Genomic DNA, 14,910 nt, shown 5'->3' with positions numbered 1-14,910 from the left:
CGGCATCAGGGCAGTCTTTCGCGGACGATGCGATCAAGCACCTGCTTGAGCTCCTTCTCACGGGCCGCCTGGGCCTCCACCCAGTCGCGGATCATCTGCTGCTCGGCGCGCATATGCTGCACGAGACCCTGGACGCCCTCGGCCAGATTGGCCATGGCCTGGGTCGAAGCACGGCCCCCGGCTCCGTCGTTGACGGCCGCGGTGAGGCGGTTGAGGGCGAGAGTGATGTCGGCCGGTGCGCCGGCGCGCAGGGACAGGTCGGGGGTGGCCGTGTCCGTGGTGGACGTGGCGAGCCAGTCCTCGAGCTCGGTGTAGAAGCGGTTCTGCGCCTGACCGGCCTGGAGGTCGAGAAACCCCAGGACGAGGGACCCGGCGAGGCCGAAGAGCGAGGCCGAGAACGACAGGCCCATGCCCTGCAGCGGACCGGCGAGGGAATTTTTCAGCTCGTCGAAGAGGACCGCCGTGTCCTGGCCCGTCCGGAGGGAAGAAATGATCCGGCCGACCGAGCCAACCGTATCGATCAGGCCCCAGAAGGTGCCGAGCAGGCCGAGGAAGACCAGGAGGCCCGCCAGATAGCGCAGGATCTCACGGCTCTCGTCCAGGCGCGCGCCGATCGAATCGAGCAGCGAGCGGGTCGCGGCGACGGACAGGTAGGATTGCGACGACCGGTTGCCGATGAAGGCGGCGAGGGGGGCGAGAAGGACCGGAGACGAGGGCTGGATCAGCCCTTCCTCGGTCTGCCGCAGGGTGTTGACCCAGCGCACCTCCGGAAAAAGCCGCCAGACCTGGCGGATGGCCAGGACGATGCCGATGAACATCACGCCGATGATGAGGCTGTTGAGGCCGGGATTGGCGAGAAAGGCATTCCAGACTTGCTTGTAGAGGATGAAGGCGACAAACCCCGCCAGAATCAGGAAAACCGCCATGCGGATGAGATAGATCCGCGGTGGGGTAAGGGTCTGGTCTTCCATCTGGATCCTGCTCGCTGATGCCCCTCGACCGTTCCAATGTGACCGGACGGGGTATCGGGATCAAGCGTCGCCGCTCGATCACCGGGTCCCACAAACAGAAATATCAGCCTTTTGCCTTCTTCAAGAGCTTCACCAGCTCGCGGTGCAGGATTTCGTTGCCACAGGCCACGCTTCCCGCCACGAGCGGATTGCTCCCCCCGTCCGCGTCGGACGTGAAGCCGCCGGCCTCGCGGACCAGCAGGATGCCCGCGGATACATCCCACGAATTGAGACCGCGCTCCCAATAGGCGTCGAGGCGGCCGCAGGCCACATAGGCGAGGTCGAGGGCTGCTGCGCCCCAGCGACGCATGCCCCCGGCATACCCCATGACGAGGGCGGATTCGCGCAGGAACAGGGCATGGTCGCCCTTTCCGATATGCGGCAGGCCGCAGGCGATGACCGCGTCGGCCATCTCGGTGCGGGCCGCCACGCGGATGCGGCGGTTGTTGAGGAAGGCGCCCTTGCCCCGCTCGGCGATGAACAGTTCGTCCTTCACCGGATCGTAGACCACGCCGGCGACCACCTGTCCCTCCCGTTCCAGGCCGACGGAAATGGCGAAATGCGGCAGGCCATGGAGGAAGTTGGTCGTGCCGTCGAGGGGATCGATGTGCCATCGGTGGGTGGGATCCCTGCCTTCGACGACGCCGCCTTCCTCCATCACGAAGCCATAATCGGGCCGCGCCTTCTCCAGGGACTCGCGCAGGATCTTCTCGGCCTTGCGGTCGGCCGCGGAGACGAAATCGCCCGGACCCTTCCGCGACACCTGCAGATTCTCGACCTCGCCGTAGTCGCGCTTGAGAGAGCGCGATGCCTTCATTACGGCATCGGTCATGACGGTCATGAGGGGCGAGCGGATCATGGTCGGACAGTCCTGAAACGGCGGGAGGGATGTGGTCCGGATGGACCACGGCAGGGGGCGGACGTCAAGCGTTGCGGGTCACCGCATCCCGAGGCGCTCGGCGGCGACCTTTTCGGCGCGGGTCTTCTCGTCGGGCGACATGTCCTTCAGGACATCGTCGAGCCATGCATCGCTGAGTCCCTGCGCCGAGGCGAGGAGATGCCAGGCGGCGGCGTCGACCTTGTTGGGGGCGACGCCCCGGCCCGCCGCCAGCATGCGTGCCAGCCGGTTCTGGGCGATGGCGTTGCCCTTGGCCGCGGCGCTGCGGAAATAGCGGGCAGCCTTGGCCTCGTTCTTGGCGATGCCTTCGCCGTTGAAGAGCAGAATCGCGTATTCCACCTCGCCGACGGAGCTGCCGTTCCTGGCGGCGCGCTCGAAATAATGCGCCGCCTGGGCAAGGTCGCGCTCGACGCCGCGGCCCTGGAGATAGAGGACGCCGAGCGCATGCTGGGCATCCGGGATCTCGGCCCCGGCGGCTTGGCGCAGCAGGGTTGCGGCGCGGCGCAGGTCATCGTCGCTGCTGCTCGTCAGGAGCATCAGCGCGAGGTTGTAGCAGGCGGTCGGCTCGTTCTTGGCGGCCGCCTGTTCCAGCCAGGCCTTCGCCTGCGCCTGATCCTTCTTCATGCCGCGCCCGTCGAGGGCCATCAGGCCGAGGGAGGCGAGAGCATGGGCATCTCCGCGCGCAGCGGCGAGGCGATACCAGTCGGCCGCCTTCTCGGGGCTCATGGGCACACCGAGCCCCTGGTTGTAGAGCTCGCCCAGCAGGGTCATCGCCGGGGCATCGTCCTTGTTCTTCTCAAGCCGCAGGGTCGCCTCGCGGAAGGCGGCGAGGTATTGGCCGCGCTGATAGGCACCATAGGCGAGATCGGGCTCGGCCTGGGCTGCCGTCACGAATGCGCCGAGCAGAGCGGCTGCGAGAAGCGATACGACGCGCATCAGGGAAGGGCCTCCTGCTCGCCGATCAGCTTCGCCGCCGCCGCCACGGCGCTGGCGGGGCCCTCGGGTGAGGACCAGACGGCGTCGCCGAGGGCGATGAACTCGGCTCCTGTCGCCGCGAGGGTTTTCACGGCTTCGAGGTTCGGGGCGTAGGCGACGCAGGGAGTCTCGAAGATTTCCGCCCACCAGGACGCCCTTTCCGACACGCTGTCCAGCGCCGGGAGGGATCCATCGGGCCGGGGCTCGCCGAACATCAGGTAGTCCACGCCGGCCTCGCCCATGGTCATGGCATCGTCCTTGGTGCGGATGCCGCCGACGCCGAGGGCGCGCTCCGCCTTGAGGCGCTCGCGCAGGTCCCGGATCCCGGACGCGTTGGCCGTGACGTGGACCCCGTCGGCCCCGCCTCGCGCCGCGACAGTGGCAAGGTCGACCTCGCCCGGAGCCGTGACGATCACGGCCGTCCCGGTCTCCTGGATGGCGGGACTCAGCGCCTTGACCTGATTGATAAGCGTCCGTTCATCGGCAGCGGCGAGGCGCAGAAGCACGGCGGCCACATGGCCGCCGGCACAGGCCTCGACGAGGGGCGGCGCGAAGGAGGCGTCCTCCAGGACGGGCGTGACGAGATAAAGACGGGCTGACGACTCGGCCATGATCCACGGGTTCAAGAAATTTCGGACAGCTACGCCATAACGAAAACGGGGCCGTCTTGCGAGGCCCCGTTTCTGGGATGGGATTGAGGCGAAAGCCTGATGGGCTACTCGGCCGCCTGCCGGCTCGCGCCGAATTTGGGGTCGAGCTCGCCCGCGGCATAGCGTTTGGCCATTTCCGCGAGGGTGAAGATCCGCTTGATCTTGGAAGCCTGGCCCGCGGTGTTGAAGTCCTGGAGGCGCTGTTTGCAGAGCTTGGTCATCGCCTCCATGGCGGGCTTCAGGTACTTGCGCGGGTCGAACTCTCCCGGATTCTCGGTCAGGACCTTGCGGATCTGGCCCGTCATCGCCATGCGGTTGTCGGTGTCGATGTTGATCTTGCGGACGCCGTGCTTGATGCCGCGCTGAATCTCCTCGACCGGCACGCCCCAGGTCGGCTTCATCTGGCCGCCGAAGGTGTTGATGATGTCCTGGAGGTCCTGCGGCACCGACGAAGAGCCGTGCATCACGAGATGCATGTTGGGGAGCTTCTTGTGAATCTCCTCGATGACATTCATGGCGAGGATCGCGCCGTCGGGCTTGCGGGTGAACTTGTAGGCGCCGTGGGAGGTGCCCATGGCGATGGCCAGCGCGTCGACCTTGGTTTCGGCCACGAACTTCACGGCCTCGTCCGGGTTGGTGAGGAGCTGGTCGTGGGACAGCTTGCCCTCGGCGCCGTGGCCGTCCTCCTTGTCGCCCATGCCGGTCTCGAGGGAGCCGAGCACGCCGAGCTCGCCCTCCACCGAGATGCCGCCGAGATGGGCCATCTCGACCACCTTCCGGGTGACGCCGACATTGTAGTCCCAGTCGCCCGGGGTCTTGCCGTCGGCCTTGAGGGAGCCGTCCATCATCACCGAGGTGAAGCCGGCCTGGATCGCCGTCATGCAGGTGGCAGGCTCGTTGCCATGATCGAGATGCACGCAGACCGGGATCTGCGGATAGATCTCGGTCACCGCGTCCATCATGTGCTTGAGCATGACGTCGTTGGCATAGGAGCGCGCGCCGCGGCTGGCCTGGATGATCACCGGCGCATCGACCTCGCTGGCCGCGGCCATGATGGCAAGCGCCTGCTCCATGTTGTTGATGTTGAAGGCAGGCACGCCGTAATCGTGCTCGGCGGCGTGGTCCAGAAGCTGCCTCAAGGTAATGCGCGCCATCTCTTCCTCCTGATTGGGCGCGCCTATCAAGCGCGCCGAAGCTGAACGGTGGCTTAAGCTCTCAAAGCCTCAACGCCGGGCAGCGGCTTTCCTTCCAGCCATTCGAGGAAGGCGCCGCCTGCCGTGGATACATAGGTGAAGCTTTCGGCAACGCCAGCGTGGTTCAGCGCCGCGACCGTATCGCCGCCGCCGGCCACCGAGACCAGCTTCCCGGCCTTCGTGCGCTCTGCCGCGTGGCGGGCCGCAGCGACGGTGCCCTGGTCGAAGGGGGTGATCTCGAAGGCGCCCAGCGGGCCGTTCCAGACGAGGGTGGCCGCATCGTTGATCGCCGCGTTGACGCGCTCGACCGATTGCGAGCCCACGTCCAGGATCATCTGATCCTCGGGGATCGCGTCGATGCCATAGGTGTGGTGGTGGGCGCCGGCTTTGAACTCGTAGGCGCAGACCCCGTCCACGGGAAGGATGATGGCGCAGTTGGAGTCGCGGGCCTTTTCGATGATGCGCATCGCCGTGTCGGCGAGATCCTTCTCCGCCAGCGACTTGCCGACATTGAGGCCGGTGGCATGCAGGAAAGTGTTCGCCATGCCGCCGCCGATGACGAGGGCATCGACTTTCTGGACCAGGTTTTCGAGCAGGTCGATCTTGGTCGAGACCTTCGCGCCGCCGACGATGGCGACCAGCGGGCGCTTGGGGGCCTCGAGGCCCCTGGTCAGCGCGTCGAGCTCCGCCTGCATCGTGCGGCCTGCATAGGCGGGGAGTGCATGGGCGAGGCCCTCCGTCGAGGCATGGGCCCGGTGCGCCGCCGAGAAGGCATCGTTGACATAGATGTCGCCGAGCTTTGCGAGTTCCGCGACGAAGGCCTTGTCGTTCTTCTCCTCGCCCGCATGGAAACGGGTGTTCTCGAGGAGGAGGACGTCGCCGTCCTTGAGGGCGGCAACGGCTTTGGCCGCCGCTTCGCCGATGCAGTCATCGGCGAAGGCGACGGGTTTTCCGAGGCTCTTCGCGACCGCCTCCGCAACCGGCTTCAGGGAGTCCTTGGGATCGCGGCCCTTCGGGCGTCCGAAATGGGCGAGGAGGATCACCTTCCCGCCCTTGTCGGCGATCTCCTGGATGGTGGGAAGGACGCGCTCGATACGCGTCGCGTCCGTGACCCTGCCGTTCTCCATCGGGACGTTGAGATCCACCCGGACGAGAACGCGCTTCCCCTTGACGTCAGCCTGGTCGAGCGTGCGGAAGGCGGTCATGCGAGCCTCCGTCAGATGAGCTTCGCCAGGGCGACGGCGGTGTCCGCCATGCGGTTCGAGAAGCCCCACTCGTTGTCGTACCACGACAGGACGCGCACGAAGTTGCCTTCCATCACCTTGGTCTGGTCGAGGTGGAACACGGAGGAGTGCGGATCGTGGTTGAAGTCCGTCGAGACGTTGGGCTGGGTCGTGTAGCCGAGAATGCCCTTCAGCTCCTGCTCCGCCGCGCGCTTGATCGCGTCGTTGACCTCGTCCTTGGTCGTCGTCTTCTTGGCGACGAACTTGAAGTCGACCACGGAGACGTTCGGAGTCGGCACGCGGATCGACGAACCATCGAGCTTGCCGTTGAGTTCCGGCAGGACGAGGCCGACGGCCTTGGCGGCGCCGGTCGAGGTCGGGATCATGTTCAGGGCCGCCGCGCGGGCGCGGTAGAGGTCCTTGTGCATCTGGTCGAGGGTCGGCTGGTCGTTGGTGTAGGAGTGGATCGTCGTCATGAACCCCTTTTCGATGCCGACGGTGTCGTTGAGCACCTTCGCGACCGGGGCCAGGCAGTTCGTGGTGCAGGAGGCGTTCGAGATGACGACATGGTCCTTCGTCAGCTTGTCGTGGTTGACGCCGTACACCACCGTAAGGTCGGCGCCGTCCGCCGGGGCCGAGACGATGACGCGCTTCGCGCCGGCCTGCAGGTGCGCCGAGGCCTTCTCCTTCGAGGTGAAGATGCCGGTGCACTCGAGGGCGATGTCGACGCCGAGCTCCTTGTGCGGCAGCGTCGCCGGGTCCTTGATCGCGGTGACCTTGATCTTCTGGCCGTTCACGACGAGGAACTCGCCCTCGACCTTCACCTCGGCCGGGAAGCGGCCATGGACGGAGTCGAAGCGAAGCAGGTGGGCGTTCGTCTCGACCGGGCCGAGATCGTTGATGGCGACCACCTGAATGTCCTTGCGGCCGCTCTCCACGATCGCGCGGAGAATGTTGCGCCCGATGCGACCGAACCCGTTGATCGCGACCTTGACCGTCATAGCCTTAGCTCCCTTATGCGATGGGCTTGAAACGCCTGAACCTCAGAGATTGTGGGTCCTGAGGATATGCTCCGCAACTGCCTCGGCGGTGATGCCGAAGTGTTTGTAGAGATCCTTGTATGGCGCGCTGGCGCCGAAACTGTGCATGCCGACGAAGATCCCGTCCGGCCCGATCACCGCATCCCAGCCGAAGCGCACCGCCGCCTCGACCGCCACCTTCACCGGCGCATCGCCGATGACGCGGGCGCGGACCTTCTCGGGCTGAGACAGGAACAGGTCGAGCGACGGCACCGAGACAACGCGTACGGCGAAGCTTTGTTCGGCGAGAATCTTCTGGGCGTCGAGGGCGATCTCGACCTCGCTGCCGGTGGCGAAGATCGTGGCGCGGGCCTTGCCCTGTGCCGGTGACAGCTCGTAGGCACCCGTCGCGGAAAGGTTCTCGCGGCCGGAATCCTTGCGGACCTGCGGCAGGTTCTGGCGGGTGAGGGCCAGCACGGACGGGCCGTCCGTGCGCTCCAGGGCGAGCTGCCAGCATTCCGCGGTCTCGATGGCGTCCGCGGGGCGGAACACCCGCATCTTCGGCATGCAGCGCAGGGCGGCGAGATGCTCGACCGGCTGGTGAGTGGGTCCGTCCTCGCCCAGGCCGATGGAATCGTGCGTCATCACATAGACGGCCGGAATGCCGGCGAGCGCCGCGATGCGCATGGCCGGGCGGGCGTAATCGGTGAAGACCAGGAAGGTCGCGCCCGCCGGAACGAAGCCGCCATGAAGCGCGATGCCGTTCATCGCCGCCGCCATCCCGTGCTCGCGGATGCCGTAATGGATGTAGCGACCGGCGAACTGACCCGGCGCGATATCGGTGAGGTTCTTGGTCTTGGTGTTGTTGGAGGGCGTCAGGTCGGCCGAGCCCAGCACCAGTTCCGGCACGGCTTCGGTGATGACCTCGAGCGCGATCTCGCTGGCCTTGCGGGTCGCGACGGCCTGCGGCTCGGCGATGAGCCGGTCCTTCAGCCTGGCGACCGCATCCGAGAGCCCCTGCGGGCGCACGCCCTTCACGCGGCGTTCGAACTCGGCGCGCTTCTCCGCCGGCAGCGCCTTGAGGCGCTCGGCCCAGGCCTTGCGCGGGCGGCGGCCCTTCTTGCCGGCCTTGGCCCAGGCCTCGCGGATGCCGTCGGGAATCTCGAACGGAGCGGAGGTCCAGCCCAGCGCCGCCTTGGCGCCGGCCAGTTCCTCGGCGCCGAGGGGCTCGCCATGGGCCTTGGACGTGCCGGCCTTCTTGGGCGCGCCGAAGCCGATGGTGGTCCGGCAGGCGATCAGGGTCGGGCGGTCCGATTTCTGGGCCCGCGACAGGGCCCGGGCGATGGCCTTCTCGTCATGGCCGTCGACACGCACGGCGCGCCAGCCGCATGCTTCGAAACGCTTCACCTGATCGACGGAATCGGACAGCGACAGCGGACCGTCGATGGAGATGCCGTTGTCGTCGAAAAGGACGATGAGCCGGTTCAGCCTCAGGTGGCCGGCGAGCGCGATCGCCTCCTGGCTGATGCCTTCCATCAGGTCGCCGTCGGAAGCCAGCACATAGGTCCGGTGATCGACGAGATCGTCGCCGTATTCGGCATTGAGCATGCGCTCGGCGAGCGCCATGCCCACCGCGGTGGCGATTCCCTGGCCGAGAGGGCCGGTCGTCGTCTCGACGCCGGGGGTCATGAAGTTCTCCGGATGGCCCGGGGTCTTCGAATCGAGCTGGCGGAAGCGCTTCAGCTCGTCGATCGTCATGCCCTTCACGCCGGTCAGGTGCAGCAGGGAATAGAGCAGCATCGAGCCGTGGCCGGCGGAGAGCACGAAGCGGTCCCGGTCGGGCCAGGTCGGGTCGGTGGCGTCGTATTTCAGGAACTTGGTGAACAGGACCGTCGCCATGTCGGCGGCGCCCATGGGCAGACCCGGATGCCCGGACTTGGCTTTCTCCACGGCGTCCATGGCGAGAACGCGGACGGCGTTCGCCAGATCGGAGTGGGTGACACGATCGGCGGAAACGGTATGGGGCACGGCTTGATCCACAAATCCTGATGGCGGCCCGGAAAGGGGGCAGGCCTATCGAAAAGAGCGTGGGCTCCTTAACACGGGGCAGGGGCGAGTCAAAGCTCAAGCACCTGAAATTCCCGGCGGCCCGGGAGCTCCGCGCCCAAGGGGGACTCCCCTTTCGGGATCGATCCGATGCTCCCGCTTCGGGTGGCGCATCGTTGGTTGCGGAAAACGGAGGTCCACTTTTCCGCGCGATGCGCTAGTGTCGTGAGCGATTCCCGGAGGCACGATGACCCCCATTCTGGACGATGCGCTGAAACGGCTCGAGGGAGCCCTGGGGCTCCTCGAGGCCTCGGTTTCGCGCCGCCTGGACGCGGAAAAGCGCCGCGGCGACCTCGAAACCGAACTCCAGCTCATGCAGGACGACCGGGCCCGGCTCGCGGTCGAACTCGATGGCGCCGTGACCCGCCTTCAGCGCTTCGAGGCGGCAACCGACGATGTGAGCCGCCGGGTCCGTCAGGCCATCGGGGCGATCCAGTCCGTCCTGACCCAGGCGGGACAGCTCGAGCCGGAGGAGGGGTGAGATGGCCCAGGTCACGGTGACCATCGCCGGCAAGACCTATCGCATCGCCTGCGGCGACGGCGAGGAGCAGCATCTCGAATCCCTCGCCGCCGATCTCGATGCCAAGATCGAGGAGATGCGGCGGTCCTTCGGCGAGATCGGCGACATGCGCCTCCACGTCATGGCAGCCATTACGCTCGCGGACGAGATGCATGAAACCAGGAAGCGTCTCGCTGCCATGGAAGCCGAGCTGGCGGAGCTCCGGCGCTTCGCCTCCCAGGGCGACGAGCGCAGCCAGGCCATCGAGGCGAGGCTTGCGGAAGGCGTCCATAAAGCCGCCGAGCGCATCGAGCGCCTGGCCCGCAGCCTCAACGCGCCGGTGCAGGGGTAGCGTCCTGCAGTCCGGGCGCGGCGGGCGAGCCCGGCCCGCGGGACCGGTTTCGGAACGACGATGGTGAGCGTTCCCCTTGCAGGGACCCCATCGCGTCCCCACGCTTAAGGCCACGTCTCACCCCTGACCGCTGATGACATTGCGCAAGCCTCCCCAAGCCTCACCCCGCCAGAATCGCTACTATTCGGGCCCCGTCAGCGATCATTTCGACGGCCTTCGCTTCTTCTCGCCGGTGCAGCCGCCGGACAAGACGTTGAAGGATCTGCTGCGCTGGCGGCGCGAGGGCGGAGGAACGGCCTGGCCGAAGCGCAATCCAAGCCCGTTTCAGGACCGGCCGCCGGACCGGGTCGCGGATATGCGGGTCACGCTCATCGGCCACGCATCGTTCCTGATCCAGGTGGCGGGACTCAATGTCCTCGCGGATCCGGTCTTCGCCGAGCGGGCGAGCCCGGTGCCCTTCGCCGGCCCGAAGCGGGTCAATCCGCCCGGAATCGCTTTCGCGGACCTGCCGCCCATCGACGCCGTGCTCATCACCCACAACCACTACGACCATCTCGACCTTTCAGCCGTCGCGCGGATCTGGCGCGATCACCGGCCGCGGGTCCTGGCGCCGCTCGGCAACGATGCCATCATTCGCGCGCGGCATCCCGAGATCGTCGTCGAGACGGGCGACTGGGGCGGGTCGTTCGATCTCGGACAGGGAGTATCCGCCCATCTGACCCCCGCCTACCATTGGTCGGCACGGGGCATGAAGGACCGGCGCATGGCCCTGTGGTGCGCCTATGTGCTCACCACGCCATCGGGCACTATCTACCATGTGGGCGATACCGGTTTCGGCGACGGTCAGATCTTTCGCGACGTGCGCGCGCGTTTCGGACCGCCGCGTCTCGCACACCTGCCCATCGGCGCCTATGAGCCGCGCTGGTTCATGAAGCCGCAGCACATGAATCCCGGGGATGCGGTTCAGGCCTTCCTGCTTCTCGGAGCCGAACAGGCCCTCGGCCACCATTGGGGCACCTTCCGGCTGACGAACGAGGGCGTGGACGAGCCCCCAAGGGCCCTTGCCTCGGCCCTGGCAGAGGCCTCCGTTCCGGCAGAGCGGTTCAGGCCCCTGCGGCCCGGAGAGACATGGGCGCCGACGTGAGGTTCCGAACGGGCACCTCCAAGGCAGCCGGCCGGTCGACCAGACAGGCGACCCCTGCCTCCAGGAGTTCCTGGCGGGATCCGTAGCCCCAGGTGACACCGATGGCGGCAAGGCCGTTCGCCCGGGCGCCGATGGCGTCATGCTCCCGATCGCCGATCATGACGGCGGCCGCGGGGTCAAAGCGCTCGATGCCGAGCACATGGCGGAGCAGATCGCGCTTGTCGGCGTTGCGGTTGTCGAGCTCGGAGCCGTAGATCTCGCGGAAGTACGACGCCAGGCCGAAATGCTCGACGATCCGCCGCGCATAGACATGAGGCTTCGACGTCGCGACGTAGAGGAGCGCCCCCTCCTCCTGAAGGTTCTCGAGCGCGGCCGGGATGCCGGCATAGACTTCGTTCTCGAAGAGGCCGACATCGCTGTAGCGCTCGCGGTAGAGGCGGATGGCCTCGGGCACGTCCGCTGCTCCGCCGAGAAGCTTCGTGAAGCCCGTCACCAGCGGCGGGCCGATCATCCAGGTCAGCGCGTCCGCGTCGAGAACCGGGCGGCCCAGCCGTTCCAGGGCATATTGAATGGAGCGGGTGATGCCGGCTTTCGGGTCCGTCAGAGTCCCGTCGAGGTCGAAGAGGGCAATCATGGAGGGCCGTTATTCCTTCGGCTGCACGTAGATGTTGATTTCGAGATTGGTGTCCGAGGGCTCGGTCATCTCCGACACGTATTCCTCGATGAAGGCGTCCTTTGCCACGATGTCCTTGGCGTCGAGATAGGCGGTGATGGTTTCGTAGGTGCCATCGATCTCGTCATAGGCGTCCTTGTGTACGAAGCGCATGGCCTTTCCCTCCGGGGTCTTGCCGAACTTGATCTCGGGCGTGAGCTCGGTCTTGCCCTCCGGCGCCTGGGAAATCGGGATCATCGCCTCGTAGCGGAAGCCCTTGTCGTCGGTCTGGACGAAGACCGTGAGCGGCTTTCCGGCGGGTGCGATGCCGGCACGGGTCAGGGAATCCTCGATCCTGCGGAACACGCCCTTGAGGTTTGCGAAGGCATCCTCCCAGTTGCTCATGCCGGTCACGATGGCAGCCGGCTTGCCGGGCAGGACCACCTCCTCGACCCCCGTCGGGTCGCCCTGGGTCGGGATCAGGGCCGGTCGCGAGGTCGCGGAAGCGGAGGGCGCCTGTGCCGGGCTTGCAGGGTTTGCCGGGACGGGCTGCGCCGTGGCCGGAGCCCCTGGCATGGGTGGCGCCGGTTGCGCGGGCGCCGCCGGGGCCGGGCTCTCCGCCTGCGCGGTCGGAGTCGCCTTGTCCGCAGACGGAAGCGTCACCGGCGCCGGCGCGGGCGGCGGTGGCAGGCCGGCATCGCCCGACGGTGCCGGCGGATTTGCTGCGGGCATCGGCGCCTGCGCGAGGACAGGCCCGGCGCAAAGCGAGGCCAGGAGACAAATGAGAGACAAACGGAGCCGCATCGGGGGTGTCACCGAATCAGGAAGGGACGTCTCGGCGCACCATAGAGGCCTTTCGGGAGAGCGGCGAGGCCATGCCGCTGGGTCAGGCCCTTCGGGCTGACCGGACGAGGGAAAGACATGTCGTCATCCGCCCGCCCATGCCGCAAACGTCGTTCCCTCTCGCGATTTTCCTGAAATTGGGCCATATAGCCGCCATGAGCGCCCTCGCAAACCACCGCTTCCTCAAGATGAACGGTCTCGGCAACGAGATCACCGTGCTCGATCTGCGCGGCACGCCCCTGCGCGTCAGCGCCGCGGAGGCGCGCGCGATTGCCGCAGATCCGAGCTCGCGGTTCGACCAGCTGATGGTGCTGCACGATCCCGCCAGCCCTGGCACGGATGCCTATCTGCGCATCTACAACTCCGACGGCTCGGAATCCGGAGCCTGCGGCAACGGCACCCGCTGCGTCGCCTGGGCCATGACGGCCGATCCGGTCATGAGCCGCCCCCAGGGCAGCCACCTCGTCCTGGAAACGCAGGCGGGCCGCCTGCCGACGGAGCGCGTCTCGGAGCGCGTGTTCACGGTCGATATGGGCCCTCCCCGCTTCGGCTGGCAGGACATTCCCCTGAGCATTCCCTTCGCGGATACCCGGACCATCGACCTGAAGACCCGTTTGCCCGAGGCGCCGGACCTCGTCGGTCCCTCGGCGGTGAGCATGGGCAACCCGCATGCCATCTTCTGGGTCGCCGATGCGGCTGCCTACGACCTGGCCAGGATCGGACCGAAATTCGAGCACGACCCGGTCTTCCCGGAGCGGGCGAACATCTCACTGGCCCAGGTCGTCGGACCGGACCGCATCGTCCTGCACGTCTGGGAGCGCGGGGTGGGGATCACCCGCGCCTGCGGCTCCGCCGCCTGCGCCACCCTCGTCGCCGCGGCGCGCAAGGGACTGACCGGGCGCAAGGCAACGGTTTCCCTGCCCGGCGGCGATCTCCAGATCGAATGGCGCGAGGCCGACGACCACGTGCTCATGACCGGGCCGACCGAACTCGAGCACGAGGGCGTCTTCTCCCCGGCCCTGTTCGCGGGGGCCGCCTGATGGGCGTCGACGTCGTCACCTTCGGCTGCCGCCTCAACACCTACGAGTCGGAGGCCATGCAGCGCCACGCCGAGGATGCGGGCCTCGGCGAAGTGGTGATCGTCAACACCTGCGCCGTCACGGCGGAGGCGACGCGCCAGGCGCGCCAGTCGATCCGCCGGATCGCGCGTGAGAAGCCGGGCGCGCGGATCGTCGTCACCGGATGCGCGGCGCAGGTCGAACCGGAGACCTTCGCAACCATGCCGGAGGTGGCGAAGGTTGTCGGCAACCATGAGAAGATGAAAGCCGACACCTGGAGCTCGATGCGCGATTTCGGCGTCGGTCTGAGTGAAAAAGTTCTCGTCAACGACATCATGGCGGTGAAGGAAACCGCCGTGCACCTCATCGACGGCATGCGCGGCCGCACCCGCGCCTTCGTGCAGGTGCAGAATGGCTGCGACCACCGCTGCACGTTCTGCATCATCCCCTACGGCCGCGGCAATTCCCGCTCCGTGCCCATGGGCGCGGTGGTCGATCAGGTCCGCACCCTCGTGGAGCACGGCTCCCGCGAGGTGGTGCTGACCGGCGTCGACATCACCAGCTACGGCAAGGACCTGCCGGGCGAGCCGAAGCTCGGCGCGCTCGTGAAGAACCTGCTGCGGCACATCCCCGAGCTCGAACGGCTGCGCATCTCCTCCATCGACTCGGTGGAGGCGGACGACGATCTGCTCGACGCCATCGCGCACGAGAGCCGCCTGATGCCGCACCTGCACCTCTCGCTGCAGGCCGGCGACGACCTGGTCCTCAAGCGCATGAAGCGCCGCCACCTGCGCGTCGATGCCATCGCCTTCTGCGAGCAGGTGAAGCGGCTTCGCCCGGACATGGTGTTCGGCGCCGACATCATCGCAGGCTTCCCGACCGAGACCGAGGAGATGTTCGCCCGCTCCCTCGACATCGTCGAGGAATGCGGCCTGACCCATCTCCACGTCTTCCCCTTCTCCCCCCGTCCCGGCACCCCCGCCGCGCGCATGCCGCAGGTGGCCCGCGACGTGGTGAAGGACCGCGCGAGGCGCCTGCGCGAGATGGGCGAGGCAGCGTTGCTGAAGCATCTGGCCGAAGAGGTCGGAGCCCGGCGCAGCGTCCTCGTGGAGACCGGCCAGCTCGGCCGCACCGAGGGCTTCACCGTGGTACGCTTCGCCAAGCCCGTCGCGCCCGGCGAGATCCTGCCGGTCACCATCGCCGGCCATGACGGGAAGGATCTGCTGGCGGCGTGACCGCGCCGTCATTCCGGGACCGCGAAGCGGGACCCGGACGCACAAGCCACTCA

The 14,910-nt window shown here is 67.2% G+C and carries 15 protein-coding genes; 5 read left to right on the top strand and 10 right to left on the bottom strand.

The annotated features are described in order from the left end of the window. Positions 1-5: 5 nt before the first annotated feature. From AC522E_RS20735 to tkt, 8 genes are all read right to left on the bottom strand, one after another. Complete coding sequence (locus tag AC522E_RS20735) at positions 6-971, bottom strand: flagellar motor protein MotA (protein ID WP_500748113.1); 966 nt, start codon at positions 969-971, stop codon at positions 6-8. Between the two features lie 103 nt (positions 972-1,074). Then, a complete protein-coding gene (locus tag AC522E_RS20730) occupies positions 1,075-1,869 on the bottom strand; it encodes an inositol monophosphatase family protein (protein WP_500748112.1) in 795 nt (264 codons plus the stop codon). 78 nt (positions 1,870-1,947) lie between these two features. Then, positions 1,948-2,844 carry a tetratricopeptide repeat protein gene (locus AC522E_RS20725; RefSeq protein ID WP_500748111.1) on the bottom strand — a complete coding sequence of 299 codons (897 nt, stop codon included), beginning with the start codon at positions 2,842-2,844 and terminating at the stop codon, positions 1,948-1,950. After that, on the bottom strand, positions 2,844-3,494 hold the full coding sequence (locus AC522E_RS20720) for a thiamine phosphate synthase (RefSeq protein WP_500748110.1): 651 nt from the start codon (positions 3,492-3,494) through the stop codon (positions 2,844-2,846). The genes AC522E_RS20725 and AC522E_RS20720 overlap by 1 nt, the downstream gene beginning before the upstream one ends. Positions 3,495-3,598: 104 nt before the next feature. After that, positions 3,599-4,687, bottom strand: coding sequence for a class II fructose-bisphosphate aldolase (gene fba, locus AC522E_RS20715; protein WP_500748109.1), 1,089 nt, complete (start codon positions 4,685-4,687; stop codon positions 3,599-3,601). Positions 4,688-4,740: 53 nt separating this feature from the next. Next, complete coding sequence (locus AC522E_RS20710; protein ID WP_500748108.1) at positions 4,741-5,931, bottom strand: phosphoglycerate kinase; 1,191 nt, start codon at positions 5,929-5,931, stop codon at positions 4,741-4,743. A gap of 11 nt (positions 5,932-5,942) precedes the next feature. After that, positions 5,943-6,950: a type I glyceraldehyde-3-phosphate dehydrogenase gene (gap, locus tag AC522E_RS20705; RefSeq protein ID WP_500748107.1), complete on the bottom strand. Its 1,008-nt coding sequence runs from the start codon at positions 6,948-6,950 to the stop codon at positions 5,943-5,945. A 42-nt stretch (positions 6,951-6,992) separates the two neighbouring features. After that, on the bottom strand, positions 6,993-8,927 hold the full coding sequence (gene tkt / locus AC522E_RS20700; RefSeq protein WP_500750791.1) for a transketolase: 1,935 nt from the start codon (positions 8,925-8,927) through the stop codon (positions 6,993-6,995). A gap of 334 nt (positions 8,928-9,261) precedes the next feature. On the opposite strand from tkt, the gene AC522E_RS20695 reads away from it, so the two are divergent. The 3 genes from AC522E_RS20695 to AC522E_RS20685 all read left to right on the top strand — a co-directional run bounded on the left by AC522E_RS20695 (position 9,262) and on the right by AC522E_RS20685 (position 11,069). Continuing rightward, positions 9,262-9,555 carry a DUF4164 domain-containing protein gene (locus AC522E_RS20695; RefSeq protein ID WP_500748106.1) on the top strand — a complete coding sequence of 98 codons (294 nt, stop codon included), beginning with the start codon at positions 9,262-9,264 and terminating at the stop codon, positions 9,553-9,555. A 1-nt stretch (position 9,556) separates the two neighbouring features. Then, a complete protein-coding gene (locus AC522E_RS20690) occupies positions 9,557-9,925 on the top strand; it encodes a cell division protein ZapA (protein ID WP_500748105.1) in 369 nt (122 codons plus the stop codon). A gap of 133 nt (positions 9,926-10,058) precedes the next feature. Beyond that, positions 10,059-11,069: an MBL fold metallo-hydrolase gene (locus AC522E_RS20685; protein WP_500748104.1), complete on the top strand. Its 1,011-nt coding sequence runs from the start codon at positions 10,059-10,061 to the stop codon at positions 11,067-11,069. On the opposite strand, the gene AC522E_RS20680 is transcribed toward AC522E_RS20685, so the two are convergent. Together AC522E_RS20680 and AC522E_RS20675 are read right to left on the bottom strand one after the other, a co-directional pair. Continuing rightward, positions 11,029-11,703, bottom strand: a complete 675-nt coding sequence (locus tag AC522E_RS20680; protein WP_500748103.1) for an HAD hydrolase-like protein — start codon at positions 11,701-11,703, stop codon at positions 11,029-11,031. The two genes, AC522E_RS20685 and AC522E_RS20680, sit on opposite strands and share 41 nt — an antisense overlap. Before the next feature lie 9 nt (positions 11,704-11,712). After that, positions 11,713-12,453 carry a GyrI-like domain-containing protein gene (locus tag AC522E_RS20675; protein WP_500748102.1) on the bottom strand — a complete coding sequence of 247 codons (741 nt, stop codon included), beginning with the start codon at positions 12,451-12,453 and terminating at the stop codon, positions 11,713-11,715. A 266-nt stretch (positions 12,454-12,719) separates the two neighbouring features. Here AC522E_RS20675 and dapF point away from each other — a divergent pair, with 266 nt between their 5' ends. After that, entirely contained in the window at positions 12,720-13,604 is an 885-nt protein-coding gene (gene dapF / locus AC522E_RS20670; RefSeq protein ID WP_500748101.1) for a diaminopimelate epimerase, read from the top strand. Then, entirely contained in the window at positions 13,604-14,857 is a 1,254-nt protein-coding gene (gene mtaB / locus AC522E_RS20665) for a tRNA (N(6)-L-threonylcarbamoyladenosine(37)-C(2))-methylthiotransferase MtaB (protein WP_500748100.1), read from the top strand. The genes dapF and mtaB overlap by 1 nt, the downstream gene beginning before the upstream one ends. The last annotated feature ends 53 nt before the right edge of the window (positions 14,858-14,910 follow it).

The sequence above is a fragment of the Microvirga sp. BF8 genome (genome assembly GCF_059888585.1).
The sequence above is the reverse complement of the archived record's forward strand: the minus strand, read 5'-3'. Positions and strand labels throughout refer to the sequence as shown.